Source organism: Bacillus sp. SIMBA_154 (assembly GCF_046536015.1).
Classification (GTDB): Bacteria; Bacillota; Bacilli; order Bacillales; family Bacillaceae; genus Bacillus; species Bacillus pumilus_P.
The window spans coordinates 1-26,508 of the sequence record NZ_JAWJBV010000003.1 but is presented as its reverse complement, the minus strand read 5'-3'; the positions used below and the strand labels follow the sequence as shown (position 1 = coordinate 26,508).

At 42.6% G+C, this 26,508-nt stretch carries 26 protein-coding genes; 9 read left to right on the top strand and 17 right to left on the bottom strand.

Annotated elements, in window-relative coordinates:
* Positions 1 to 15: 15 nt before the first annotated feature.
* The 3 genes from R0K30_RS06550 to R0K30_RS06540 form a co-directional block, all read right to left on the bottom strand.
* Complete coding sequence (locus R0K30_RS06550) at positions 16 to 1,404, bottom strand: sucrose-specific PTS transporter subunit IIBC (protein ID WP_410609708.1); 1,389 nt, start codon at positions 1,402 to 1,404, stop codon at positions 16 to 18.
* A 254-nt stretch (positions 1,405 to 1,658) separates the two neighbouring features.
* A complete protein-coding gene (locus tag R0K30_RS06545; RefSeq protein ID WP_410609706.1) occupies positions 1,659 to 2,492 on the bottom strand; it encodes a PRD domain-containing protein in 834 nt (277 codons plus the stop codon).
* Positions 2,493 to 2,544: 52 nt separating this feature from the next.
* Positions 2,545 to 2,823 carry a hypothetical protein gene (locus R0K30_RS06540; protein ID WP_099728018.1) on the bottom strand — a complete coding sequence of 93 codons (279 nt, stop codon included), beginning with the start codon at positions 2,821 to 2,823 and terminating at the stop codon, positions 2,545 to 2,547.
* 501 nt (positions 2,824 to 3,324) lie between these two features.
* Between R0K30_RS06540 and R0K30_RS06535 the strand changes: the two genes are divergently transcribed.
* Complete coding sequence (locus R0K30_RS06535) at positions 3,325 to 5,751, top strand: S8 family peptidase (RefSeq protein WP_410609704.1); 2,427 nt, start codon at positions 3,325 to 3,327, stop codon at positions 5,749 to 5,751.
* A gap of 318 nt (positions 5,752 to 6,069) precedes the next feature.
* Here R0K30_RS06535 and R0K30_RS06530 read toward each other — a convergent pair whose 3' ends face one another.
* The 3 genes from R0K30_RS06530 to R0K30_RS06520 form a co-directional block, all read right to left on the bottom strand.
* Positions 6,070 to 7,074, bottom strand: a complete 1,005-nt coding sequence (locus R0K30_RS06530) for an LLM class flavin-dependent oxidoreductase (RefSeq protein WP_410610097.1) — start codon at positions 7,072 to 7,074, stop codon at positions 6,070 to 6,072.
* A 55-nt stretch (positions 7,075 to 7,129) separates the two neighbouring features.
* Positions 7,130 to 7,879: an oxygen-insensitive NADPH nitroreductase gene (gene nfsA / locus R0K30_RS06525; RefSeq protein ID WP_367307873.1), complete on the bottom strand. Its 750-nt coding sequence runs from the start codon at positions 7,877 to 7,879 to the stop codon at positions 7,130 to 7,132.
* Between the two features lie 111 nt (positions 7,880 to 7,990).
* Positions 7,991 to 9,202 carry an FtsW/RodA/SpoVE family cell cycle protein gene (locus R0K30_RS06520; RefSeq protein WP_410609701.1) on the bottom strand — a complete coding sequence of 404 codons (1,212 nt, stop codon included), beginning with the start codon at positions 9,200 to 9,202 and terminating at the stop codon, positions 7,991 to 7,993.
* A gap of 477 nt (positions 9,203 to 9,679) precedes the next feature.
* Here R0K30_RS06520 and R0K30_RS06515 point away from each other — a divergent pair, with 477 nt between their 5' ends.
* Positions 9,680 to 9,943 (top strand): spore morphogenesis/germination protein YwcE, encoded by a 264-nt coding sequence (locus R0K30_RS06515; RefSeq protein WP_034321979.1) that lies wholly within the window; start codon positions 9,680 to 9,682, stop codon positions 9,941 to 9,943.
* A 77-nt stretch (positions 9,944 to 10,020) separates the two neighbouring features.
* Here the strand turns inward: R0K30_RS06515 and qoxD are convergent, their stop codons facing one another.
* From qoxD to R0K30_RS06475, 8 genes are all read right to left on the bottom strand, one after another.
* Positions 10,021 to 10,401, bottom strand: a complete 381-nt coding sequence (qoxD, locus tag R0K30_RS06510; protein ID WP_099728024.1) for a cytochrome aa3 quinol oxidase subunit IV — start codon at positions 10,399 to 10,401, stop codon at positions 10,021 to 10,023.
* Between the two features lies 1 nt (position 10,402).
* Positions 10,403 to 11,020 carry a cytochrome aa3 quinol oxidase subunit III gene (gene qoxC, locus R0K30_RS06505; RefSeq protein WP_099682291.1) on the bottom strand — a complete coding sequence of 206 codons (618 nt, stop codon included), beginning with the start codon at positions 11,018 to 11,020 and terminating at the stop codon, positions 10,403 to 10,405.
* On the bottom strand, positions 11,020 to 12,978 hold the full coding sequence (gene qoxB, locus R0K30_RS06500; RefSeq protein WP_034321971.1) for a cytochrome aa3 quinol oxidase subunit I: 1,959 nt from the start codon (positions 12,976 to 12,978) through the stop codon (positions 11,020 to 11,022). The genes qoxC and qoxB overlap by 1 nt, the downstream gene beginning before the upstream one ends.
* A gap of 27 nt (positions 12,979 to 13,005) precedes the next feature.
* Complete coding sequence (gene qoxA / locus R0K30_RS06495; RefSeq protein ID WP_099728052.1) at positions 13,006 to 13,962, bottom strand: cytochrome aa3 quinol oxidase subunit II; 957 nt, start codon at positions 13,960 to 13,962, stop codon at positions 13,006 to 13,008.
* A 516-nt stretch (positions 13,963 to 14,478) separates the two neighbouring features.
* Positions 14,479 to 15,561 (bottom strand): M24 family metallopeptidase, encoded by a 1,083-nt coding sequence (locus tag R0K30_RS06490; protein ID WP_410609698.1) that lies wholly within the window; start codon positions 15,559 to 15,561, stop codon positions 14,479 to 14,481.
* 4 nt (positions 15,562 to 15,565) lie between these two features.
* Positions 15,566 to 17,086, bottom strand: a complete 1,521-nt coding sequence (gene galT, locus R0K30_RS06485) for a UDP-glucose--hexose-1-phosphate uridylyltransferase (RefSeq protein WP_410609697.1) — start codon at positions 17,084 to 17,086, stop codon at positions 15,566 to 15,568.
* Between the two features lie 35 nt (positions 17,087 to 17,121).
* The gene (gene galE, locus R0K30_RS06480) at positions 17,122 to 18,114 is read right to left on the bottom strand and encodes a UDP-glucose 4-epimerase GalE (RefSeq protein ID WP_410609696.1); all 993 of its coding nucleotides are present in this window, start codon (positions 18,112 to 18,114) and stop codon (positions 17,122 to 17,124) included.
* On the bottom strand, positions 18,114 to 19,292 hold the full coding sequence (locus tag R0K30_RS06475; RefSeq protein WP_410609694.1) for a galactokinase: 1,179 nt from the start codon (positions 19,290 to 19,292) through the stop codon (positions 18,114 to 18,116). Before R0K30_RS06475 ends, galE begins: the two co-directional genes overlap by 1 nt.
* A 182-nt stretch (positions 19,293 to 19,474) precedes the next feature.
* On the opposite strand from R0K30_RS06475, the gene R0K30_RS06470 reads away from it, so the two are divergent.
* The gene (locus R0K30_RS06470; protein ID WP_099728029.1) at positions 19,475 to 20,320 is read left to right on the top strand and encodes an AraC family transcriptional regulator; all 846 of its coding nucleotides are present in this window, start codon (positions 19,475 to 19,477) and stop codon (positions 20,318 to 20,320) included.
* Between the two features lie 33 nt (positions 20,321 to 20,353).
* On the opposite strand, the gene R0K30_RS06465 is transcribed toward R0K30_RS06470, so the two are convergent.
* Positions 20,354 to 20,611 (bottom strand): hypothetical protein, encoded by a 258-nt coding sequence (locus tag R0K30_RS06465; protein ID WP_249669970.1) that lies wholly within the window; start codon positions 20,609 to 20,611, stop codon positions 20,354 to 20,356.
* Between the two features lie 27 nt (positions 20,612 to 20,638).
* Complete coding sequence (locus R0K30_RS06460) at positions 20,639 to 21,022, bottom strand: GtrA family protein (protein ID WP_012011676.1); 384 nt, start codon at positions 21,020 to 21,022, stop codon at positions 20,639 to 20,641.
* Between the two features lie 457 nt (positions 21,023 to 21,479).
* Between R0K30_RS06460 and R0K30_RS06455 the strand changes: the two genes are divergently transcribed.
* The 6 genes from R0K30_RS06455 to R0K30_RS06430 all read left to right on the top strand — a co-directional run bounded on the left by R0K30_RS06455 (position 21,480) and on the right by R0K30_RS06430 (position 25,959).
* On the top strand, positions 21,480 to 21,620 hold the full coding sequence (locus tag R0K30_RS06455) for an anti-repressor SinI family protein (protein ID WP_008345506.1): 141 nt from the start codon (positions 21,480 to 21,482) through the stop codon (positions 21,618 to 21,620).
* A gap of 302 nt (positions 21,621 to 21,922) precedes the next feature.
* A complete protein-coding gene (locus tag R0K30_RS06450) occupies positions 21,923 to 22,612 on the top strand; it encodes a class I SAM-dependent methyltransferase (protein WP_230030561.1) in 690 nt (229 codons plus the stop codon).
* The gene (locus R0K30_RS06445) at positions 22,605 to 23,273 is read left to right on the top strand and encodes a glycosyltransferase family protein (RefSeq protein WP_410609690.1); all 669 of its coding nucleotides are present in this window, start codon (positions 22,605 to 22,607) and stop codon (positions 23,271 to 23,273) included. Before R0K30_RS06450 ends, R0K30_RS06445 begins: the two co-directional genes overlap by 8 nt.
* Before the next feature lie 107 nt (positions 23,274 to 23,380).
* Positions 23,381 to 23,695, top strand: a complete 315-nt coding sequence (locus tag R0K30_RS06440) for a DUF485 domain-containing protein (RefSeq protein ID WP_256499105.1) — start codon at positions 23,381 to 23,383, stop codon at positions 23,693 to 23,695.
* The gene (locus tag R0K30_RS06435; protein WP_410609688.1) at positions 23,692 to 25,233 is read left to right on the top strand and encodes a solute symporter family protein; all 1,542 of its coding nucleotides are present in this window, start codon (positions 23,692 to 23,694) and stop codon (positions 25,231 to 25,233) included. Before R0K30_RS06440 ends, R0K30_RS06435 begins: the two co-directional genes overlap by 4 nt.
* Positions 25,234 to 25,620: 387 nt before the next feature.
* A complete protein-coding gene (locus R0K30_RS06430; RefSeq protein ID WP_256499106.1) occupies positions 25,621 to 25,959 on the top strand; it encodes a DUF4288 domain-containing protein in 339 nt (112 codons plus the stop codon).
* A gap of 26 nt (positions 25,960 to 25,985) precedes the next feature.
* On the opposite strand, the gene R0K30_RS06425 is transcribed toward R0K30_RS06430, so the two are convergent.
* Complete coding sequence (locus R0K30_RS06425) at positions 25,986 to 26,339, bottom strand: nuclear transport factor 2 family protein (RefSeq protein WP_410609686.1); 354 nt, start codon at positions 26,337 to 26,339, stop codon at positions 25,986 to 25,988.
* Positions 26,340 to 26,508: the final 169 nt, after the last annotated feature.

Here is a 26,508-nt window from a genome sequence, read left to right as displayed (position 1 = left end):
GTGTCCACTCCTTGATTATTTTTCGACTTCTTTTACTTTAAAGATGATGGTGAGAATAAATGAAACAGCAACAGCGATTAACATACCAATAACATAATTTACCACATTTTGTAAACCAAATGGTGCTGCAATGGCAATCATCGGAATACCTGTTAAACCATAAGCGTTAGCTGCTACCTTCGTGAAGACAACGAATGCTCCGCCTAATGCGCCTCCGATCATTGCGGCAATAAACGGATTACGATAGCGCAGGTTCACACCGAATATCACAGGCTCTGTAATGCCTAAGAAAGCAGAAAATGCGGCTGGAAGTGCGATTTCTTTTGTTTTCGCACGCTTCGCTATGAAAAAGACAGCCAATCCCGCCCCGCCTTGCGCTACGTTGGACATCGCCCAGATCGGCAGCAAATAGTTCCGTCCAATGTCATTCAGCAGTCCTGCCTCAATCGCATGAAAGCTATGATGAACCCCTGTGAGCACAATTAAAGAGTAAGCACCTCCGAAAATGAGTCCTGCTAAGAATCCTGCATGGTCATAAACAAATGTCAGTGCATTTGAAATTCCTGTACCGAGCATTCTTCCGAGCGGCCCAACCGCTATAAACGTCACAAATCCAGTCACAATCACCGTCACAAACGGGGTCACAAGTAAATCAATACTGTTCGGCACGACTTTTCTTAAATTCTTTTCAACAAGACACATGATATACACAGTCAATAAAACCGGGATGACTGTTCCTTGGTAACCAAGAAGAGCAATATCAAAATTGAATAAATGCATATACTCTGGTTTCGCCTCTGTCAGTCCCCATGGGTTGAGCAGGTTCGGGTGAATCATAATTCCCCCAATGACGGCACCTAAGTACGGATTTCCACCAAACTCTTTCGCTGCACTGACCCCAATTAAAATCGGTAAAATGATAAAGGCAGCACTCGTGAACATATCAAGCATTTGGAAGATCGCGGAGCTTGGATCAACCCATTTAAATGCTTTCATCATGCCTAGAAGACCCATTAATAAACCGCTCGCAACAATCGCCGGAATAATTGGTACAAAAATATTCGATAACGTCTTGGCAAAACGGGCAAGTGGATTCATTTTTTGTTTCACTGCTTCATCATGGCTGACAGGCTTTTGTTTCTCGTCGTCTGTCTCAAGACCGATCTCACGAGCAAATGGCTCATATACCTTGTTGACAGACCCAGTCCCAAAAATGACCTGAAATTGTCCTGAGCTTGAGAAAGCCCCCTTCACACCATCAAGCTCTTCAATGGCCTCTTTGTCAATCAAACCCTCATCTTTCATCACCAACCTGAGCCGTGTGGCACAATGCGTTGCACTAATGACATTTTCTTTACCACCTAATAATTTTGTTAATTCTTTCGCTGTTTTTTGATAATCCATGTTGTCTCCTCCTTTTTTAAAGCAAAAAAGACCTAAAATTCACCAACGATCAAAGGACATACACGTCCCATCGTTACGCAAATTTTAGGTCTTGCCTGCCTGACAGTCACAATCCCACGATATCGAATTTTGATTACGCTTTCATCATAGTATAAGAGTGTGACCTGCGTCAATCTATTTTTTCGAATCAAATGACCCATATACACTAATAAGAGTAGTGTGCATAAAAAAAAGCCTGCATGCAGGCACAACCATTAAACCAATTCGGCATCTTGCAGACGCTGGACATGCAGCGTGATGTAGCCGATCTCCGATTTAGGGAGATGAAGTCCATATTCATTTTTCAACAAGTCAGCGAGTCCAAGTGCACACTGGTATGACGAATCATACTTTGTTTGGATAAAGATCAGCATCTCATCGTCCATAATTTGAAATGCCTCATTCGATTCCAACCTGCCTAATGCATACCTCAAATGTGTCACTAGCCGCTGATAGGAAATACTATCCTCATCAATCGAGTGATTAAAATAGCTTTCAATATGCTCGATCATTTCTTTGATCATCGTTGTGTATTTGACGGTCTTCTTCATGGACTCCGTATTCATTTTGGCCGTATGAATATGAAGCGCCACATATCCTGCCTCATCGTCCGGCAGTTCAACCCCAAGCCGCTCCTTTACATAACGAATGGCATACTTTCCAATGTCATATTCCTGCTTATATAAGACTTTGATCTCACCAAGCAATTTATTATATAGCACAATGCCTTTTTGAACGCGTTCAATGGCGAAGGATAAATGATCCGTCAGTGATATGTGGATATGATCACTGAGCGGCAACATGAGTTCACCCTCTGCATAACTGATAATATGCTCTGCCACCTCAATATGCGCTTCTGGCAATGTCGCAAGAATTTGTTTGAATTTCTCATTTTCTTCACGCACAACAAATATTTTCTCTATTTTTTGAACGGGAACGACGTCATTTTTCCCCTTCTGAAAAGCAATTCCGGGCCCCATCACAATTTTCTCCTGATCCCCCTCCTTTACAACCACTGCATTGTTATTCAATATTTTATATATCTTCAAGGGGTATCCTCTCCCACCAGATAACGTTTCTTATGTGGGATTTTACCCTGTTTCACCTCTTCTGTAAAGGGAAGAGCGGACCAGCGCGCGCCTCTCTCGTCGTCTTCTCATCAAGCATCATCAGACTTTGCTGAAACAGTTTCTCTGCCCTGCGCTTCTTCTTATTTTTCTCTACCTGCTTCTCTCGCTGTCTCTCTTTCTCTACTTGAAAGAACCCAGCATCCACTGCGGCCGCTTTAAACCGCTGCTGCTTCATCATCACACCAGGATTCACAAGCACATTCATCATGAAACCAAACCATACACTCAACCAGCTTTTCAATTTCTTCACTGAACATCCCTCCGCTTTTCTTAGAATCTAGCAGCTCTAGCAAAATAACTGCTCCTATCATATCCCGAGAAAAAAGAGAGGTTTGTCACAATATGGGTGAAAAAACAAACTAGTTTTCAGAAGTTTTGTTGAAAAGTGCAGAAGATCATCACGTTCCATGATCTTTTAAGAAAAATATTATACACACACTATCCAAAAGATAAGCACACCTTATCAACAGAGTTTATCCACATATCAACACCCTCTCACTAGATTTTGTGTATGGATTTTTTTTATTTTCCATATATGTATCCGAATATTTGAGTTATCAACAGACAATTGTGTATAAGTGCGACTTTATAAACAAAATAGTTCTTTATAACTATGTAAAATAAGACCATTTTAGTAAAGGAATTGTTTTCATCGTATTGAATACTTAATAACGGGCAGTGAATCTTTCCTATTTATCCACAAAAAGAAAGGCTATCTCCCTAAATACACAGCTAGAAAGGGGAAAATTAATTGAAAAAAGGAATCTCTCGTTCTTCTGTTCTATTGTTCTCCACTATTTTTATTTTATCCACATTCTTTTCAGGTCAACAGGCTGCTGCCGCCCCATCTAATAAACAGATGGAACTGGAAAAAGCAGAAATCTTCGGCGAAATCAATGTCAACTCAAGAAAACAAACCACTGTCATTGTTGAACTAAAGGAAAAATCCTTAGTTGAAGCCAAGCAAGAAGGCGAAGCACAAACGAAAGCCTCCCTCAAAAAATCTCGAACAAAAGTAAAGAAGGCAGCACTCAAAGAGGTAGATAAAGCGAGTGTTCGTCAAGAATATGAAAAAGTCTTTTCTGGTTTCTCTATGAAACTTCCTGCTAACGAAGTCCCGAAGCTGCTCGCAGTTGACGGAGTAAAAGCCGTTTATCCGGATGTTACATATAAAACAGATGAAGTGAAAAAGGAAAGCGTCCAGCTGCCCAATGAGGATGTCTCCCCGCTTATGGATAAAAGCGCTCCATTTATCGGGGCACCAAAAGCATGGGATGCCGGCTATTCTGGAAAAGGGGTAAAAGTCGCTGTCATTGATACTGGCGTAGACTATACCCACCCTGATTTAAAAGGAAACTTCGGTTTATACAAAGGCTATGATTTTGTTGATCATGATTATTCTCCGCAAGAGACGCCTAAAGGAGACCCTAGAGGCGAATCCACAGATCACGGCACACACGTCGCAGGAACGATTGCGGCGAATGGACAAATCAAAGGTGTCGCAAAAGATGCCACGCTTCTTGCGTACCGTGTACTTGGACCAGGTGGATCCGGGACAACTGAGAACGTGCTTGCAGGCATTGACCGTGCTGTCACTGACGGAGCAGATGTCATGAACCTATCTCTTGGAAACAGTGTCAATAACCCTGATTACGCAACGAGCATCGCACTCGATTGGGCCATGTCTGAAGGCGTTGTCGCTGTCACATCAAATGGAAACAGCGGTCCGAACAGCTGGACAGTCGGTTCTCCTGGTACGTCAAGAGATGCCATTTCTGTCGGAGCAACTCAGCTTCCGTACAGCCTTTACAATGTGAAATTCCCGAACTATTCTACGGCAAAAATCATGGGCTATTATCAAGAAAGTGATTTAAAAGCACTTGACCAAAAACAAGTCACACTCGTCCCATCAGGTATCGGTGACGAAAAAGCATTTGAAAACATCGATGTCAAAGGAAAGGTTGCGGTGATTGAACGCGGAGCCATTGCCTTTGTTGATAAAGTGGACAATGCAAAAGCCGCTGGTGCAATCGGCGTTGTGATGTATAACAATACCGATGGAGAAATTCCAGTAGATGTACCAGGTCTCGCTCTTCCTACGATTAAGCTTTCAAAAGCTGAAGGAACAGCGCTTGTCAAAGCCATTGAGGCTGGAAACCATACAACGACTTTCTCCATTCAATTTGTCAAAGAACTTAGTGAGCAAGTAGCTGATTTCTCATCTCGCGGACCTGTTGTGGATACGTGGATGATTAAGCCTGACCTATCAGCGCCTGGCGTCAGCATTGTGAGTACGATCCCAACACATGATCCTTCACAGCCTTACGGATATGGCTCTAAGCAAGGAACAAGCATGGCATCTCCACATGTGGCAGGGGTTGCAGCGATCATTAAGCAAGCGAAACCATCGTACTCTACTGAACAAATCAAAGCATTGCTCATGAATACAGCGGAAAAACTGTTCGACGCAAATGGCAGCCCATTCCCTCACAACACACAGGGAACAGGCAGTGTTCGAATCATCGAATCACTCCAAGCGTCTTCTATCGTTTCTGATGCCAGCTATTCTTACGGCACTTTCTTAAAAGAAAAGGGCGTTCAAATCAAAACGAAAAAATTCAAGGTAGAAAACCTTTCAAAAGCACCGAAAACCTATACCATTGATTACAAATTCGATGGTAGCGGCATTAGTACAAACGGAACGAAAAAAATCACTGTCAAAGGGAATTCCACTGGATCATTTACTTCTGCGGTACAAGTGAAGTATGCAAAAACCAAAAAAGGAACGTACCAAGGCAGTATCACAATCCGTGAAAATGGCAGAAAGGTCACTGACATTCCTACTTTATTGATTGTGAAAGAACCTGATTACCCGCGCGTCACTTCGGTTTCAGTTGAGCCGGATAACCGTGCTGGAAGCTATGTCATTAGCAGCTATCTTCCTGGTGGTGCTGAAAACCTCGCATTCCTCGTCTACTCGACAGATGGAGAGTATTTAGGTGAAGCAGGTGTTTATCAACATGTTGATAAAGGGGAGCACCGCGTGAAGTGGAATGGCACGATCAATCAAGGCCAAAAGCTGGAAGCAGGTGAATATACAATGCTTGCGTATGCGAGTCTGAAAGGCAAATCAGATACCGTTCAAACGAAGGAGCCTTTCGACATTTACCCCGAATAAATGTGAATCACAAGAAAAGCCTTGCATGAGCGGATCAGCTCATCAAGGCTTTTTAATCATATATGGAGGAAAAAGAGACTAATGTTGATATTGCTATGGATCGTTTCTTTTTTGACTGCTTTTTTTCTTACGATCATCTTGGTTTGTTTTTTGACCTTTTTACACGCGAAACAGCCTCGTCCTTTTCATCAAGCATGCGAGCTGACTGTCTATGTCTCCTGTATCTATCCGCTCAGTTTGCTGGTGACAGCCTCCTTTATTTTCATCATGATGCTCCTTTTCCCCTTTTACTGGCTGCGTGGACGGTAAATATTCATATTATGCATCAAATGCTTCCTTTAATAAACGATACGATGTGAGCCGATCTTGCATATGATGTGTGATGGTCACAGCGATCAATTCATTTGTATGATAAGCCTTTGCTAGTGCTGAAAGCTGCTGTTTCACAGAAGATGGCGTTCCAACCACCATCCTCTTCCGATTGGCAGCCACTCGTTTTTGTTCATATGGACTGTAGGAATAAGCCTGTGCATCTTCATATGAAGGAAATCCCCCAAGATTCTGACCCTGTTCATTGGCTAGTAAGGATAAATCTAGGCTGACAGCCAGCTTCTCTGCCTGCTCCTCTGTTTCTGCACATAAAACGAAGACCGCAAGACTGACGCGCGGCTCATCACCGAATGCTGAAGGTTCGAACCGGTTGATATATTGATCCACAGAGTCTTCTCCGCCTTCACCATTAATAAAAAGAGCAAACGTGTAGCCAGCACCTGCTTTCGCTGCAAGCCTTGCACTCTCTCCAGATGAACCAAGCATCCATACCTCTGGTGCGGTTTCTACCTTCGGAGAAGCGGTCAGGTGAGGCAGCGGGTAGAATTCATCCGCTAGATCATGTAAATAGACCTTCAATTCTTCTACCTGCTCAGGATACTGATCACCTAGACGCTTTCGCTCACCATGATGAAGTGCAATGGAGGAAATCGGCATGCCACCAGGAGCACGTCCAATCCCAAGATCAATTCTGCCAGGAGCTAAGGCTTCGAGAACCCTGAAGTTCTCTGCTACTTTATAGGCACTGTAGTGGGGAAGCATGACACCTCCTGAGCCAATACGTATGTTCGACGTAACGGCTGATAAATGGCCGAGAAGCACCTCTGGACTCGATCCTGCAAGCCGATTTGAAAAGTGATGCTCTGATACCCAAAAACGGTGATAGCCCCACTTTTCCGCCTGCTTTGCCAGCTCAACGGTTTGTCTCAGCGCTTCAGCAGGCGTTGCATCTCCAATCAAAGGAGATTGATCCAGTATACTTAATTTCATGATGCTGCACCTCTTACAGAAATCCCCCTCTCTCAATCGAAAGGGGGGATGTCATTATTTATTTTCGATTAAAGCCCTTCTCTTTCACAAAATCTCCAAGGAAGGCACGCTTTGGCTTGCTAAAGCCCCGAAGCATCTGCTCAGACCAAGTATCTTTTCTATCGCCGTTTGTTCGTTCTTCATAATATGCTGAAATACGATCATCGTATTCTTTTAAATAACGATCCACATGGGCTTCATCTTGCTGATATGAGTTTTCATGATAAATCAGTTCAACTGGCAGCCGTTCCTTTTGTGAAGATTGATTGGCTGGATGTCCGACAACTAGACCAAATAATGGCAGCACATAGGAAGGTGTTTCAAGTAATTCAGAGACTTCTTTCAGCTGATTACGCAGTCCGCCGATATAGCAGATCCCAAGTCCCATTGATTCTGCGGCTACACTGACATTTTGCGCAGCCAATGCCGCATCAATCACACTAATGAGGAAGGCTTCCGTATTTTCAAGCGCCTCCTGATGGTTCTTACCTGCTTTTTGAGCAATGTAATCGTGACGCTTCAAATCTGCACAGAAGACAAAGAAATGCCCATTCCTCTCAACGTATGGCTGATTCCCAGCCAGTTCAGCAAGCCTCGCCTTCTTCTCCTGATCCGTTACACCAATGATGCTATATGCCTGCACATAGCTTGATGTTGAAGCAGCCTGTGCGCTTTTGACAAGCGTCAGCACCTCTTCCTTTGTCAAACGCTCGTCTGTAAACGAACGGATGGATCGATGATTTAATATGGTTTCTATCGTTTTATTCAAATTCGTAGACCTCCTTCACTCCTTCTATCATAAGACAAAGACATATTGCTTTTCAAAAATTAGAACTCGCACAAAAAAGACAGCCTATGCTTAGACTGCCCTTTACCCATTTTATTTAAATAAATAACTTTGATATTTCGTTAATTGAACACTTGCGTTATATGCGATCCCGAATCCAATGAGAACAGATAAAACAGAGCTTCCCCCGAAGCTGATAAATAAGAGCGGAATCCCAGTTACAGGCATCACGCCTATGTTCATCCCAATGTTCTGGAACGTATGGATCACAATGAGTGCTGTATATCCCACACAGAAAAATGACGCAAATCGGCTATAAGGATGGATACGGTCGATCAGTACGACAAGCCGGTAGATCAGGAAGAAGAACATGATCACAACAAATGCACAGCCGACAAAGCCAAAGGCTTCTCCTATAATCGAGAAAATCATATCTGTTTGTGCTTCTGGGACATAGACTTTTAAATTCTTAATGCCATTCCCAAAAATTTGACCTGCACCAATGGCCATGATGGCTTGATCCACTTGATATTTATCAGACCCAGATGCATCCTGTGTCTGCGCCTGGTTAGCTGAAGTAGAACTATCGGGCAGCCAAGCGGTAATCCGGTTGATTTGATACTGCTGAATTCCAATTTTTTGCGCAAAATCAGGGAAGAGCATAATCACGGCTAACACAGCGGCAACTAATAGCACAACCACTGAACCGATAAGAGAGATCAATTTCCAATTGACCCCAGATAAAAACACCATCACGACGACAATAAACATACAGACAGCAGCCGTACCCGCGTCCTGCATAAAGATGAGTCCAACTGGTACAGCAGCCACCCCGGCAATTTTTAATAGAAGAAAAACATCATCCTCTAATGTCCGCTTTCCTCTAGGGGTTGCCTTCCCAATAACAGAAGCAAGCATCATAATCAAACCAATCTTCATGAACTCTGAAGGCTGAAATGTTCCAACTCCCGGCAACACAAACCAGCTTTTTGCACCATTTTTAATTGGAGCAAAATCATGACCTGCAATTTGCGCCGGAGCAACTTTCAATAGAATTAACAGCATAATGCCGCCTATAAAAATATATAAGCTCAGCTTCTCTAATTGCTCCAAATCAAAGTAATTTATGGCTACAATACATATGACTCCGACCATGTAGTAAATGATCTGTCTGGTCCATGCATTAGATCCATACTGCCCAAATTGACCCGCAGCATAAATAGCGATGACACTGATGGCAAAGAAGGCTAAAAATATAAAAATCAAATCTCCCTGATAGTAAGGAGATGTATTCTGCTTGTTCATGAACTAACCACCCTTATTACAAAACATAAAAGCCCTTATTTATATTAGATTGAAATTTTCACAAAAGCAACTCACCTTAAATATGACGGAAGATACGTCCGAAAGGTTCCAATCAATTTTCTAAAAATGAAATACTTTTCATCCTAACAATAGGAAAAAATTCCTTTCCACTCTTTCATTTCAACCCATCACAAGTCCTTTAAAAAGATTATTTTACAGATGTTAAGGGGAAAATTCAATGACCTATGTGGCGATATGACAAGCAAACATCAAGCCAGCATAAAGATGTACTGAGGAATGAGGAAAAAACCATTTTCTACGGAATAAGGCCCATTTCCCATTTATTGAGTTTACTTCAAAGTCAATTGTGGTATAATACTTGTAACAAAATGTTCACAATATCTCCTAAAAACAGACACAATTGCATCCTGACCTCTCATTTGATTTGAACATCAACTAACAAAGGAGTTGGATACGATGGATATGTTCTTTGCGTACCTCTGTATTGCAACGGCTACACCCCTGTTTTTATGGCTAGAAAACAGAAAAATCGCATTAGCTTCAATTCCACCTATTTTGATTATGTGGATTTTCTTCGGTCTTTACATGACAAGCAGTTTATCTCCAACAGGACATACCTTCATGATCGCATTCTTTGCCATTAACGTAATTCTGGCTCACATTGCAGCGTTCCTCATCTATGGACTTCCATTCATTCGCAAAAGATTCAGCAGCAGATAGATCTCGCACCACCAATTGGAAGCGCTATCGCAATCATCATAAAAACCACTCATCTATCAAAGATGAGTGGTTTTTTATTATTGATCTGAATGCTCAGACTGCTTTGGCGCAGACGGTGAATATCCGTCTTTGCTGTTCTCTCCGTGGCTGTAGTGAGCCGCGAAGATCCAAACAGATCCGATGACGAAGATAATCGCACAGAATAGACCAAACAGTGTATTTCCGACTTGAACAGTCCCGTTCTCGCTCTCTGTCATATGCATGAACATGAACAGCTGCAAGAATGCTTGAATGAATGCAAAACCAAAGATAATCCATAGTTTTGCGGCACTGCCAATTTCAGCTCCAATGGCAATCCAGAATGCTAAGATTGTTAGCACGATGGATAGGATGAAACCAACTACGTGTTTCCAAGGGAAGTGATCGTGCTCTGCTGAGGAATGAGTTTTTCCAGCCATATCACAAAAGCCCCCCTAATCCGATCAAGTACACAGCTGTGAAGATGAAAATCCATACAACATCAAGGAAATGCCAATACAGACTTGAAATAAAGATCTTCGCTGCTGTTTGTGGAGTTAAACCACGTTTTTTAATTTGGAACAAGACCCCGGTAATCCAGAAGATACCGATTGATACGTGTAGTCCGTGAGTTCCTAAAAGAACGAAGAATGCAGACCAATACGCACTTGTATGGATGCTGGCACCCTCGTGTACATAATGGAAGAACTCATAAATCTCAAAGCCAACGAAGCCTGCACCTAGAAGTAGTGTAAGAATTGTCCAAATGACAACCCCTTTTGTACTTCCACGGCGCATTTCATGAACGGCAATCCCACATGTAAATGAGCTCACTAATAGCAGGAATGTCATGATCAATACAAGCTTCATATCAAATAGCTCAGCTGGTAAAACGCCGCCAGCTGTTCTGCCATGAAGAACAAAGTAGGTCGCAAAAAGTGTTGAGAATAACACGATTTCCGCGCCAAGGAATATCCAGAAACCAAGGATGTTTAAACGTCCGGTTTCAGACTGATATTCAAGCGGTGCATTTGCATAGCTGCTATCATTATGTCCCATTACTTCTGCGCCTCCTTATTCTTTTTCTCTGTTTCAATCACTTCTTCAACAGGAATGTAGTAGCCATCGTCATATTCAAATGAACGTAAAATCATTGTTGCGAATACACCGATTAAGCCGATAACGCCAATCCAGTACCATTCAAATACAAGACCGAATGCACCAAGTCCGAAGAATGCAGACATGATCAGTGGTCTGCCTGAATTGTGCGGCATGTGAATTTTCTTGAACTCTTTTTCTGGATGAACGTCCACATTGTTTTTCTTCCAATGATGGAATGCATCTGGTGTTGTCACTTCTGGAAGTGCTGCAAAGTTATAATGCGGCGGAATTGCAGAAGATGTCGCCCAGTCAAGTGTACGTCCTTCTCCCCAGCTGTCTCCAGACACTTCACGTTTTGCGTGTCTCCAGCTGTAGTAAATGTTATAGCAAAGGATGATGAATCCGATACCCATCATGAATGCACCAATTGTTGAAATAAAGTTTAGTGCAGTCCAGCCATCTTCTGGTCCATACGTATAAATACGTCTTGGCATTCCTTGCAGTCCTAAGAAGTACTGCGGGAAGAAACAGATATTGAATCCGATCATGAATACCCAGAAGAACCATTTGCCGATTCTTTCGTTTAACTTGTAGCCAAACATTTTTGGATACCAGAAAACGAGACCAGCGAAACAAGCAAATACAGTACCTGCGATTAATACATAGTGGAAGTGGGATACAAGGAAGTACGTATTATGGTACTGGTAATCCGCAGCTGCCATCGCAAGCATAACCCCAGTTACACCACCGATCACGAAGTTCGGGATGAAACCAAGTGCCCAAAGCATTGGTGATGTAAAGCTGATACGGCCGCGATACATCGTAAAGAGCCAGTTAAAGATTTTAACACCTGTTGGTACAGAAATCGCCATTGTTGTAATCGAGAAGAATGAGTTAACCGCTGCACTGTTCCCCATTGTAAAGAAGTGGTGAACCCACACAAGGAAGCTCAGAACAGAGATTGCCACAATCGATACAACCATCGCTTTGTAACCAAACAACTGCTTTCTTGAGAACGTCGCAAAGATTTCTGAGAAAATACCGAAAGCCGGCAGGATCACGATATATACCTCAGGATGTCCCCAAATCCAGAAAAGGTTCGCCCAAAGCATTGGCATACCGCCTGCTTCGAGTGTAAAGAATGCAGAACCGAATAAACGATCAAATGTCATAAGTGCTAAAGCAACTGTTAATACAGGGAAAGCGAAAACGATGATGACAGACGTAATCAATGTTGTCCATGTAAACATTGGCATACGCATAAGTGTCATACCTTTTGTACGCATTTTTAAGATGGTCACCATGAAGTTAATACCTGTCATCAGTGTACCAATACCTGCAATTTGGAGCCCGAGCAAGTAGTAGTTTTGTCCAGGTCCTGGTGAGAAATCATTTCCGGCGAGCGGCATGTAACTCGTCCAGCCTGCACTTGGTGATCCTCCAATAACGAAGGAAATGTTGAACAGCATTGCTCCGACCATGAATGTCCAGAAGCTAAGGTTGTTCAAATACGGGAATGCAACGTCACGTGCACCAATTTGAAGAGGAACAACGACGTTGATTAAACCAATTAAAAATGGCATCGCCATGAATAGAATCATGATCGTACCATGTGTTGTGAAAATTTCATTATAGTGGTTGGAATCTAAAAACGTATTATTAGGAAGCGCCAGCTGTGCGCGCATCATCAGTCCGTCTACCCCACCGCGGAAGAACATAATCACAGCAGCAAGGATATACATGATCCCTAGCTTTTTATGATCAACTGATGTTAACCATTCTTTCCAGAGCCATTTCCACTTTTTGAAGTATGTTAAAACAAAAACGATGGCAATGGAAGTAAGAGCGATAGAAATTTGCGCACCAAGAATTAATGGGTCTCCAGTTACAAAAAACTCATCCCATTTTAAATGCATAACGGCCTCCTCCTTTCCTTAGTCAGTTTATTCACTATCTAGTTTTCTTTTATAGTTCTTCACATTCTCGAAAGGATCTGTTTTGGAATGCGGAGAAACTGATTGATAACCTAAACGTTTGCGTGCTTGGAGTGCATATTCAGAGTCCTCCCCATGCTTCGCAAAAGATAAATGTGTTGATGAGAATGTCTGCACATCTGCTGCATCAGGAAGCATCAGGATGTCATACGTTTTCTTCGTTAACTTTGGTGCTTCTTTTTTCGTTTTGTTTACCCATTTATCATAGTCAGACTGCATCATCGCATTGACTTTGAATTTTTGCTGAGCAAAGCCCTCACCTGTGAAGTTGGCGTTTCTTCCTTCGTATGTGCCTACTTCATCAGCTTGAAGATACTGTTCCATTTCCATTCCAGCCATCGCATACTTCTCCCCGCCTAGCTGAGGAATCCATAGTGATGCCATTGTATCAGCGGAAGTGATTTTGAATAAAATCGGCTGATCTTTTGGAATGTTTAAGTAGTTCACTGTTTCAATATTTTCCTCTGGATAACTAAAGATCCATTTCCAATCAACTGCTGTAGCATAAATGACAAGTGGATCTTTATGGCTTGTTGCTTGAGGTGCCTCTTCCAAAGAGTAAATTGTTTTGACAGTTGGAACTGAAAGGGCAGCAACGATTAATATTGGGATCACTGTCCAGACAACTTCTAGAAGCGTATTCCCGTGTATTTCTGGGTTGTAAGAGGCGTTTCCAACGTCCTTACGCTCACGGTATTTAACCAAAATGATGGTAAACAGTACAAATACCGCGCCAACGATAAAGAGCATGAATCCGATAGATAAAAGGATTAAGTCTTTTTGTTGTGCTGCGACAGGTCCTTTAGGATCTAAAACAGCGATATTGCTGCAACCTCCTAATACAAAAACACTCACGAGCATCGCTAATAAAAGCATAGGTTTAATGGCTCTGAACAAGAAGATCACCATCCTTCCTTAGATAATGTATAAATTGCTGAATAATTGTGAAAAGCCATCTGCCTTCGAAAACTTTTCTTCCCTTTGTAATGCTATCAAAATCTGTAGAAGTTAGCTTCCCTTTTTTCAAAAGTTCATTTATTTTTCAACAGATTTCTATTAAAATGTCATAAATTCGACATAAATTTATATTATTGCACACACACTAAATTTCTAGGAATTTGAAAAGTTGAGAGTTGAAGGCAAAGGACATACAATCTAGAAATTTGTCAAATTTAGGTTTACCACAATAAAAAAGTTTGGTCAAATTTCAATTTAACTTAATGAAATTTTATCTAGGTAAACAATTTCGAGATAGGCATCCCCACATTTAACAAAAACCTTACTCATTTTAACGCAAGTTCACAAGAAAAGAAAGGATCGATCTTCAGCCTGTGCGCTGTAACAATTGGTAATGCTGATGAATAAGTGGAATCTCACTAAAGACTTCCAGCAAAAAACCGGCTCATCGCCGGCATCCTGCATTTATTCATCTCTTACCAAGATGTCAGGTCGTCTATAGATGTCCCCTTCATGCTCGATGTCAATGTACGTCCACTTGCCCGTATAGGTTAAAAAGCGATTCTTCTCTTTTTCTACTACCATCGTATCCTCTGATTTCAGTCCAGGCAATGAAGGGTTCCATGTATACACTTGATAAAGCTGAACCTCCTCCTTCGATGAGGGAACGGCAATGATTTCTCTAGATTCAAAGCCCGTCTTTCCCCCTTGGTGAAGTTTTTTCCATCTATCTGAAAATCCTTCTTTTTCGTACTGAGCAATTCCTGCCTTCAGTACATTTCCAATGGTTTTTCCGGGACGGGTAGCCGCATTCATGACCGTGTCAATTCGCGCAAGCCGTTCCTTGTTCTCTTCAAGCTCCTTCGGAAGCTGACCAAAGTAAACGGATCTTGTCACATTGGCCACGAGTCCGTGCCGTTCAGCACAAAGCACAACAAGTGCATGCTTTTGAAGCGCCTTTTCTGTTGGAATCGGATGACGGTATTGATGGATACGGTCATCTGTTGCCACGAGCAGCACTTCAATCGTCATGCCTTGCGCAATCGCTTTTTGGGCGACAAGCGAAGCGATTTCATGCTCCGTTTGCCCTGGAACGATTTCTTTACAGACACTCTCTACAATAACAGCTGTTTCATGGCAAAGGGTTTCATATTGACTAAGCTGTGATGCCGAAAGGATCGATCGAACGTGCGACAAATCTGGCTCGATCCACTCAAACCCTTCCAATTGAATGTCTGCCCCTATTCGTTTGCCTTTTGTGAGTGTGTGAATGTAGGGGGCATCATCCTCATACCAATCCATTGTGACCACTTGAAAGGGATGGTCGAAATACGCCATTTCTTCTTCAATGATCCGCTTTTCTTCCATTTGATTCACAATCAGGACAATGTCGTCTTTCAACACGAGCAGCTGACACACGCCCTCTGGCGTGTTTAACACAATGTGATTCCTTCTTCCTCCTGTGAGCCAGGAGAAGTTATTTCTCTTTCGAATCAGGACACCGTCGAGTTGTTTTTCTTCCATTAAGGTTCTTACCTGTTCAATCATCTAATCACCTGCCTGTATGGAGTGTTTGAATGAAACGTTTAAAAGCTGTTTTCCCTTGCTCGGTTCTTTTAAACACACCTGCCTGCGCGAGAATACGAGAGAAAATATAGCCGATTTCTTTTTGTAAAACAGCTTCTGTATTGTCCTCTGTGAAGGTGTTCTCTTCAAGCAGGCGCTTCGCCCATGCTTCGTGCTTCATGATTGCAGGGCGGGCTTTGATTTCTTCAAGTGGTTTTTTGGACAGCAGCGCCGCTTTTAACTGGCTTAATTCCTCAGCTAATCTGCCAGGAAGGACGGCAAGACCCATCACTTCAATTAACCCGATGTTCTCTTTTTTAATATGATGGACCTCTTCGTGCGGGTGGAAGATCCCGTCTGGGTGCTGTTTGTCTGTACGGTTATTACGCAGCACTAGATCTAATTCATAGTCATCCCCATGACGGCGTGCGATCGGTGTAATGGTATTGTGCGGAGTCTCTCCTGTATGAGCGATCAGCCCCACTTCTTCATCTGAATACATTTTCCACTCGTTTAAGATAAAGTCCGCTGCGCCGGCGAGCGTTTGCCGGTCGTTACTTTGAAGCCGAATCACAGACATCGGCCATTTTACAATGCCAGCCCTCACATTTGGAAACGCTTTGAGTGAAAAGACGTCTTCCATCTCTGCTTTCGCCATCGGAAATTCATGAGCACCGCCTTGAAAATGGTCATGGCTTAATATACTGCCTCCAACAATAGGAAGGTCGGCGTTCGATCCAATGAAATAGTGCGGGTATATAGATATGAAGGAAAGCAGACGTTCAAAGGTCTTTTTTGTGATGTTCATCGGCTCGTGCTCGCCCTTGAACACAATACAATGCTCGTTGTAATACACATAAGGTGAAAATTGCAGAAACCACGATTCGTCTGTGAGCGTGACAGGGATAATCCGGTGGTTCTGTCTCGCTGGATGATTGATCCGCCCCCCAAACCCAACGTTTTCTTTACAAAGCAGACAAAGAGGATATTGCTTTTGACTGAGCTTCTTGGCTTCAGCGATCGCTTTTGGATCCTTTTCCGGTTTCGATAGATTAATAGTGATTTCCAGCACACCGTCATCTGTTGTTGTAAACCACTGAACATTTTTGGCGATTCTGCCTGTATGAATATAATGTGCATGCTGCTGCATCTCATAGAACCAGCTTGTGGCAGCCCTTGGTCCTTCATGCTTGCGTTTCTCTTCAAACTTCGCATAGATAACACTTGGAGGCGCCACCAAGCAGCCCATGATTTTTGCATCTAGTAAATCACGATACGTATCCGTCCCCTCAGGAATAAGGCCTGTTTCTACTGCCCACTCCAGTATCGGCATTAAGATGTCTTCAAGGTCGTTTCCAGCTGAGACCGTCCTTGCTTCAGCGTCATCGAGCTCAAGCACCTCAAGCAGTCGATTTCTCGTATAACCGATATCTAGTGGTGTAATCAGCTCTTTATTGATCCCATATTGAATCAGCTGTTCCAGCTTTTCAAAAATATCTATCATCATTCCCTCTGCCCCCTCTCTTGCCTGCCTGTTATGCTTTATTCACTTTGGTAGCCTTCTGGGTGTTTCTGAAACCAATCCCACGCACTTTGAATGATGGTGTGAAGATCTGCATATTGAGGCTTCCAGCCCAATTCTTGCAGTGCCTTTTCAGAAGAAGCAATCAGCTTTGCGGGATCTCCCGCACGTCTTTTGGCCACCTGTGCCGGGATGGCATGCCCCGTTACTTCCCTTACGGCTTCTACGACCTGCTTCACAGAGAAGCCTGTGCCATTTCCTAAGTTGTATGTCGCACTTCCCTTTCCTGCACGCAGACGATCAACGGCTAAGATGTGCGCCTCAACTAAATCCATGACATGAATGTAATCTCTGATGCACGTGCCGTCCTCTGTCTCATAATCATCACCGTAAATCATGATCTGATCCCGTTTTCCTAAAGCAACTTGAAGAATAATCGGAATCAGATGTGTCTCAGGCTGATGATCTTCACCGACAAGCCCTTCTGTATGAGCACCGGCTACATTAAAATAGCGAAGCACAACGTATTCCAGGCCATATGCTTGCTCACACCACTTCAACATTTTTTCAATCGCTAGTTTCGTTTCTCCATAAGGATTCGTCGGGTTGGTCTCATCCGTTTCAACAATCGGCACACGCTTTGGTTCACCGTACGCGGCAGCGGTTGAAGAAAATACGATGTGCTTCACATCAAATTCATTCATCACCTGAAGTAAAGCCGCTGCCCCTCCGACGTTGTTGTCATAGTACTTGAGCGGGTCCGTCACACTCTCACCAACAAGTGAATCTGCTGCAAAGTGCATCACCGCTTCAATTTGATGCGTTTGAAAAACCCGTCTTAAAAAAGCTTGATCTCTTAAATCTCCCTCTTCTAATACAGCTCCCTCTACAACAGCTTCTTTATGACCTGTCTGCAAATTATCAACTACCACCACTTGTTCGCCTTTAGCTAAAAGAGCCGCTACCGCATGACTGCCAATGAAACCTGCTCCTCCACAAACTAAAATTGTCATCAATCTTCCTCCTTCGTTAATTCTCTTGCGCCGCCTCCAATTCCAGCTGTGTAAAAGGAGGCTTGAATGCCCGTTTTTTCTTGATACACCGCACCTGTTTCTTCTATAAATGAGTCCAGCAGCCCTTCTTTCACAATGCTGATCGTGCAGCCGCCAAAACCTGCTCCTGTCATACGAGAGCCTATCGTCCCAGGATGAAGCCAAGCAGCTTCAGCAAGTGCATCTAGTTCAAGTCCAGTCACTTCATAATCATTCTTTAAAGAAAGATGAGAAGCCTTCATGAGAGCACCTAGTTCTTCCATTTTATCATCTTTCAGAAAATTTACTGCTTTCATGGTCCGCTCGTTTTCCGTCACCACATGTCTTGCACGTTGGCGGCACGTGTCATCTTGAATCAAGTGGGCATGCTGGGCAAATTCTCCCACAGTGAGCTCACATAAATGCGCAATGTCCATTTCTTTTCTAAGGTCGTTTAAAGCAGATTGACACTCTGACCGGCGTTCATTGTATTTGGAGTCTGCCAGTGTCCGCTTTTTGTTTGTATTCGCAATCACAAGCACCAGCCCCTCTTGCCGAAACGGACTGTATTCAAAGGCAAGGGTGTCACAATTGAGTAAAATGGCATGATCTTCTTTTCCGAGGGCAATCGAAAACTGATCCATAATGCCGCAATTGACGCCAATGAAGTCATTTTCTGCACGCTGCGAAAGAAGGGCAAGATCAACATGTGATGTGCCGAATGAAGACCATTCATTGATCAAGACAGCTGTGACGAGCTCAATGGAGGCAGATGAGGACAGCCCTGCACCATTTGGAATATTGCCGCCGTACACGATATCAAAGCCTTCTTTGATATCCATACCTGCTTCTATAAACTGATTGAACACTCCCTTTGGGTAGTTCGCCCAGCCGTCCGATTCTGCGTAAGCGATTTCAAAAAGGTCGAATTCTTTCACACCATCTTCTTCAAAGTTTAAGGAATACATTCTGACGCGTCCATCTGACCGTTTTGCACCGGCAGCATACGTACCGAGAGTGAGCGCGCAAGGGAAGACATGACCTCCATTGTAATCGGTATGTTCACCAATCAGATTCACCCTCCCTGGGGCGAAAAAATAACGAAGTTCTTCTTTATCTCCAAATTGCTGGTGAAATGCTGCGCGTAACCTATCGATCATATCCATTCCCCTTTTCTCTTCTGATAATCTTATTTTAGTTGCCTCGACAGCGGAAGTTCAATGGTAAAAAAACCGTTAAAAAATACCCTTTTTTTGCTGTGGAATGGTACGATGTGATATGAGGTGTACCATGATTCAAAATAGAAAAAGGTTGTTTTTTGCTGTGAAGGGGGATTTCCAATTTGAAGAAGGAAGCATTTGCATTTCGTTTTCACCATTCTGATGTTACATTGCCAGCGCAAATATGGTCTGTTGGCTGGGAAGTTCAATCATCTTCGTTATACAGCTGGAATGGCGTAGAGCGGAAGGATCAGGGCAAGTGCATCTTTCAGCTCACACTGTCTGGACATGGCATGATCGAAATCGGACAGAAGCGATTCAAAGTATTGCCGGGGCAGGCCTTTCTCGTGAAAAGCCCAAGTGCCTATCAATATTATTTTCCAGAGGACAGTGAGCATTGGGAATTTCTATATTTGACGCTTTACGGGGAAGCCTGTGATCTTTGCTTTGATCAATTTATGGATGAAGGAAAGCAGGTCATGCGTTTTCATCCAAATTCAAAACCGATCCGCCTGCTAAAGAAAATTTATGATGAAGCCAGTGAAAGACGGATTACCAATCCATTTGAGGGGTCTAGCCTTGCTTATCAATTTGTCATGGAACTGTATTCATATTTGCCAAAGCTTGAGGGACAAATGGAGAAATGGCCTGAGCCCATCGTCCAAGCAGCCTTGTTTGCAAGCCATCATTTTCACGAGGAAATTGGCCCAGACGATATGGCAGCTGCGGCACGTTTATCCAAAAGTCATTTTACGAGGGAATTCAAAAAGGCAACTGGCTTCACACCGATTCACTACTTAACCAATATTCGATTAGAAAAGGCGGAAACGTTACTGAAAACAACGAAATATTCGATTGAAGAAATCGCCATACAGTGCGGCTACCGAAATGCGAATTACTTGAATAAAGTCTTTCGAAAAAAAATCGGCATGTCTCCAAAGCAATTGCGGGAAACAAGCGATGCATAATAAAAAGCAGCCGCTTTCAATTGGCTGCTTCTTTTACGCTTTCGTCAGATCAACACGAATTCTCCCTTGTCTTAAAACAATGGTCATTTGCGTGTCAGGGGTCATTAAGTTTTCTAAAATGTCTGTTGCCGTTTGAAGCGCAATGTCCATGCGGTTGATCTTTTCCTTTTCTTGTTCTGAAAAAACTTCTGGATGTGCGGTCATTTCTTTGACTAGCCTCAGCACTTGTTCATGCTGCTTTTCTGTTTGTTGATATATGGCATCATATAATTCGTCTGGCCTGCTGCTCATTTCACATCACCTATCTTTTTTCATGTGTTAAATCGCATCTTCTTTTGTTTTCTTAAAGACGAACCATTTACTGGCGACATAATTGACCACCACAATCACAAAGTTGACAAGAATTTTTGCGACAGTTTCATTGAGCGCCATTTGGCTCACAAATAAAATCATTAGCCCTAGATCTACACCTAGAGACATGAGACGGACACTAAAAAATGAAGAAAGCTCACGCATAAGACTTTTTGTGTCACGAGCCTTTTGCTTGAAGACATACTTCTTATTGGTGATATAAGCAAAGAGAACAGCAAATACCCATGAAACAACCGTTGCTGTTTTATAATCCATGGAAAACATCTCAACGAATAAATAGAAGCTGACTATGTTGACAATGGTTGTGCACACACCCATAACAAGATACATGACAACTTCTTGATACTTTTGAAAAAGGCTATACATCTCTTTCTTCATTCCTTCTTGGTGGTTTCTGTTTCTTTTAGAATACCATCTTGAGAAGAACTTCCCAAACGAACAATATGTGCGTCCTGCAAAGATGAAATTTGTTCTAATTGATGGCATATGTCAACCTAATCGGTTTATATGAGTCAAATGATTTAGGTCTTTATCATTATTTTAATTTATAATCTTTTAACTGACTTTACAATTGTTTATTATTAGAAGTAAGAAATCAATAATTTTGGGTTTTTTAGTCATTTTTTCAGGGACGTGGTAGGTGATAGTTTTTACAAAATAGGTTAAATGTCATCATTTTTCGACAAAAATCTAATTTGTGCTGTTTTCACTCACACGTACAGTTACTAGACGGTTTATTCAAGTCATTGGTTGCAGATGAATATGTCTTATTGAACTGGAGGATATTATGGATACGCAAGTGAAAAGAAGAGTTGACGAAGAGTGGGTTTATTTGATTCAGGAAGCGAAAAAAATTGGACTAGGCATCGAAGAAATACAAGCTTTTTTAACATCCAACGGTGATCAGAAGATGATAAACAAACCGTAAATCAACGCCGTTATCCTTTGTCTTTCAGACTGCTTTGGCTAAAAGTTCTGACCTTTCAATTGACCTTTTGAAAATCCTTTCATGACGATACGCTACAATAATTGAACACCTCTTTATACCAATCCCTTCCACTCAATGGGGTTCTGTCTTTCTATATTAGGAGGACAGTCCGTTTCCCGTTCTTTATATGATCTCTTTTTAGCTGCCATTCATGAAAATTGCCCATCTCTTATTATAAAACCAAGCTTCCCACCCATATAGTAAGCATGAGAACAACGAGAAAAAAGAAAGGTGGGTAGTGCATGAGTTCAGATTCCCTTTCCTATTATCACCAAAAAAAGGATCAGTATTATCACGGTGTAAACCCTGTCATCGTCAGCCGTATTCGTGAGGAATGGACGTCTATTTTGGATATCGGATGCGGCACAGGCAAGCTTGGAAAAATCCTTAAACAAAAGGACCGGACCATTTACGGGATTGAATCTTTTGAGAATGCAGCAAAGCAGGCTGAGCAGGAGCTAGATCATGTTCTATGCGGCAATATTGAACAGATGGCTCTCCCTTATCAACATGAACAATTTGACTGCATCATTTTCGGAGACGTACTCGAACATTTATTGGACCCGTGGGCTGTTTTAAAAAAGGTCAAACCCTTCCTTAAAAAAGAAGGTGCCATCCTGTCATCCATTCCGAATATCGGCCATATTTCAACGGTTTTAGAATTACTAGCCGGCAGATTTTCTTATACAGATGCAGGGTTAATGGATCAAACCCATTTACGTTTCTTTACCCTTCACGAAATTCATGCACTCTTTCATTCAGCGGGTTTTCGCATTCGCGAACTTGAAGCCATTCGCGTACAGCACCCTTCCTATGCGAGTGTGATGGATGATTTACATGAATTACTCGTGAAGCACGGCATCCGTTTTGATTTTAACGAAGCAGCTACAGCCTATCAATATGTGGTTGAGGCGGTTCAATTCAATGAGTAACCCCACTATCCTTTTTGTTTTATGTGTGAATGATGAGTCGATGTTTCAGGCTTGCTTCCGGCAGCTCGCTTCACTTCCTGCTCCGCATGGTTATCATGTGGAGGTCTTGCCGATTAGACAGGCATCCAGTATGGCCTCTGGATATAATGAAGCCTTCGCTCATCCTGCTCAGTTTAAAATATATCTTCATCAAGATACACTGATCGTCAAACAGCATATGCTCCTCGAGCTCATCCCCCTTTTTTTGCAAAACCCGTCACTTGGCCTGCTTGGGGTGATAGGTGCAGAAAGTGTGCCTGACAATGGGATTTGGTGGGAGAGCCAGGATTGCAGGGGGAAAGTGATTGAATATCGGCACAATACCTATCAGCTGCTTTCGTTTGAATCGGGTCGTCAACAAGCGGAGACCCAAGATTATATCAAGGCTTCGGCTATTGACGGTCTTTTTATGGCGACTCAACATGATATCAGGTGGCGTGATGATCTCTTTGACGGCTTTCACTTTTATGATGTATCGCAGTCTTTTGAATTCGTGAAGCAAGGATATGAGATCGGGATCGCAAGACAAGAAGAGCCTTGGTGTATACACAAATGCGGAGATCATTTTGACGCAGAAGCATATGAAAAAGCGAGACAAACATTTCTTGCGAATTATCGGTAGAAAGCACCCTTTTCGGGTGCCTTTTTTATGATATACTGTCATAAACAACCAGATCGTCTCATATGCATTGGAGTACCTTGTCCCTAATTCGTACAAAGGAGGAAACAATGGCAGACAAAAAAGTTCATTATAAGAAGGTTGCCGCTTCAGAGGATTTTCGAAAACTTCTTGAGGAAAAACGCAGATTTATCGTACCGATGACGATTTTCTTTTTTCTCTTTTACTTTTCACTTCCGGTTGCTACATCCTACTTCACCTTTTTGAACACACCGGCAATTGGTGCTATCTCATGGGCTTGGTTATTCGCCCTCACACAATTTGTCATGACATGGGTTTTATGTGGACTTTATGCGAAAAAAGCGGCTCAGTTCGACAAATATGTAAGCGCTTTAAAAAACGAATCGAGAGGTGATGACGAATGAGCATGACCGCTTTTATTTTATTCGTAGCGATCGTAGGGCTCACATTGGTCATCACATATTTTGCTGCGAAGAAAACAAGCAGTGCGAGTGATTTTTATACAGCAGGCGGAGGTCTGACAGGGTTTCAGAACGGTCTTGCCATCGCAGGCGATTATATGTCCGCTGCATCATTTTTAGGAATCGCCGGAATGATCGCGTTAAATGGTTTTGACGGTTTTTTCTATAGCATTGGTTTTCTTGTGGCGTATCTTGTCGTTCTTTACGTTGTGGCCGAACCACTTCGAAATCTAGGGAAATATACGATGGCAGATATGATTGCTGCACGATTTAAGCGGCCGGCCATTCGAGGGGTTGCTGCCTTTAACACGATCACGGTATCTACTTTTTATATGATTGCACAGCTTGTTGGAGCAGGCGCATTGATTAAACTGCTTCTTGGCATTGATTATTGGATCGCCGTGTTGATCGTGGGTGTCTTGATGACCATTTATGTGGTGTTTGGCGGCATGATTGCTACCAGCTGGGTACAAATCACAAAGGCCGTTCTCCTCATGATTGGAACCTTGATCATTTCACTGCTTGTGTTTGCAAAGTTTGATTTTAGTCTGCTGAAGATGTTCGAGCAGATGAAAACAGCGACCCCTCTCGGCGAGTCGTTCCTACATCCGGGAAATAAATATGATGTGCCATTGGAAACCCTGTCTCTGAACCTTGCCCTAGTGCTTGGTACGGCTGGTTTGCCACATATTTTGATCCGTTTTTATACGGTAAAGGATGCCATTTCCGCGCGAAAATCTGTCCTTTCAGCCACTTGGATCATCGGGATTTTTTATTTAATGACGGTTTTCCTTGGCTTCGGTGCCGCTGCCTTTGTCGGATCAGAAGCGATCACAGCAGCCGATGCAGCAGGGAACATGGCCGCACCTATGCTCGCACAAGCCCTTGGAGGAGATTTCTTATTTGCCTTTGTTTCCGCAATCGCCTTTGCGACCATATTAGCTGTGGTGACAGGACTCGTATTATCCGCCGCATCTGCTTTTGCCCATGATTTTTATAGTCAGATCATCCGCAAAGGGAAAGCGAGTGAACGAGAACAGTTCAAGGCCGCACGCTTTGCTTCAATTGGCGTGTCCATCCTCTCCATCGTCCTTGCGTTATTTGCCCAGTCCTTAAACGTTGCTTTTCTCGTGTCTCTTGCCTTCGCAGTTGCAGCAAGTGCGAATTTACCATTGATTATCTTCACTGTCTTTTGGAAACGATTTAACTCCACTGGCGCCATTGCAGGGAGCTTAACGGGTCTTCTGAGTGCACTTATCATCGTATCGCTCAGCCCAAGCGTCTGGGACCCATCGGGAGCAGCCATCTTCACAGGCGAGCCACTCATCCCGCTGTCAAACCCAGGGATTATCTCTATCCCACTTGGATTCCTTGCCGCTTACTTAGGCACCATTTTCTCCTCTGAAAAAGCAGATGAAGAGACCTTTACAGAAATTCAAGTAAAGGCACATACAGGCATGCATATGGATACTGATTCATAAGGAAAAGCCGGCTCAACAGTCGGCTTTTTTGTGTTCTTTCTATTTAAAAACAGGTCTCAATACGGTTTAAATTGACCCTTTAATTTATTTTTATACCTTTCTAATCTGGCAATTTTTCTAAACGTGATTAAAGAGCAACATGCAATGATGATCAACAGAATTTCATGATCTTCCCCTCTGTTATCAAAGATACTCTTCATTCATATCCCCTCCCCATTATGGATCGTATTTGTGGACACATATTTTCCTAAATGAAGTCATTCCTATGTTATCATTTTAAACACATACTGGAAATTATTTTAAACTCCCTGAAGTATTCACTTTTCAAATAGACTACTCTTCGGTTAAACGTCAAAAAACGCCTACAAGAAAGAAGTGAGATCACATATGCGTAGAATTTATTCTGCAAAATTATTATTCGAATCCATCTCATCACCAAGTGTTAGATCAGATAAGATCTTTGAAGAACGAATCATCTTGGTTAGAGCAAAAAACCACCGTAAAGTGAAGGAAATAGTAAAACACAGCTTTCCAGAAGACACCTTTGATAATGCAGACGGTGGACAAACAACCACAAAGCTTGCAGCCATCCTAGATATCTTTGAACTTGTAGATAACTTAGAAGAAGAACCACTACATTTAAGTGAAGTGTACAGTCGCCACCTTATTTTTGATAAAGAAACATCTGTTGAAGAGGCGATTGAGGTATATTCTTTAGACCAATAAAAGAAGCCGGCTGCTCTGCCGGCTTTTTAATAGCGCTGGAATAACTCTGGGTTTTTCGGAATGTTTTCTAAATAAATGATTTTCCCTTGATCGTCCAGTTCCGCAATGTCAATTCCTTCTGCTGTATATACACGGCCATTCGTGAGCTTTCCGCAAACAGCCCAGTTTGTTTCATACTTTCCATCTTCTCTTTCCACCCATCCATCCCACATATGCTTAATGTCTTCATGTACGTGAAAGAACGTGTTCAAAAATTGTGTAAACTCTTGAATACCAGGCTTTTGAGCGCCATTTAAGACAATCATGACATCGTCAGAAAACAACGCCAGCAATTCGTCCATTTGCTCCTGTCCTTTTCCCGCCTCATCATATCGGCACAATTGTTTCTTTCCTGTCTATTTTTCCCCAAATAAGAAAAGACATGAATGGAGTCATTCATGTCTTAGACTGTTGACAAAGGGCTAAAATGATTTTTATTTTAGCCCTTTGTCTTCTTTTCAGCGTGATAGAAAACCTTTGCAGTCTAGGAAGGACGAGTACCGGAGCGGA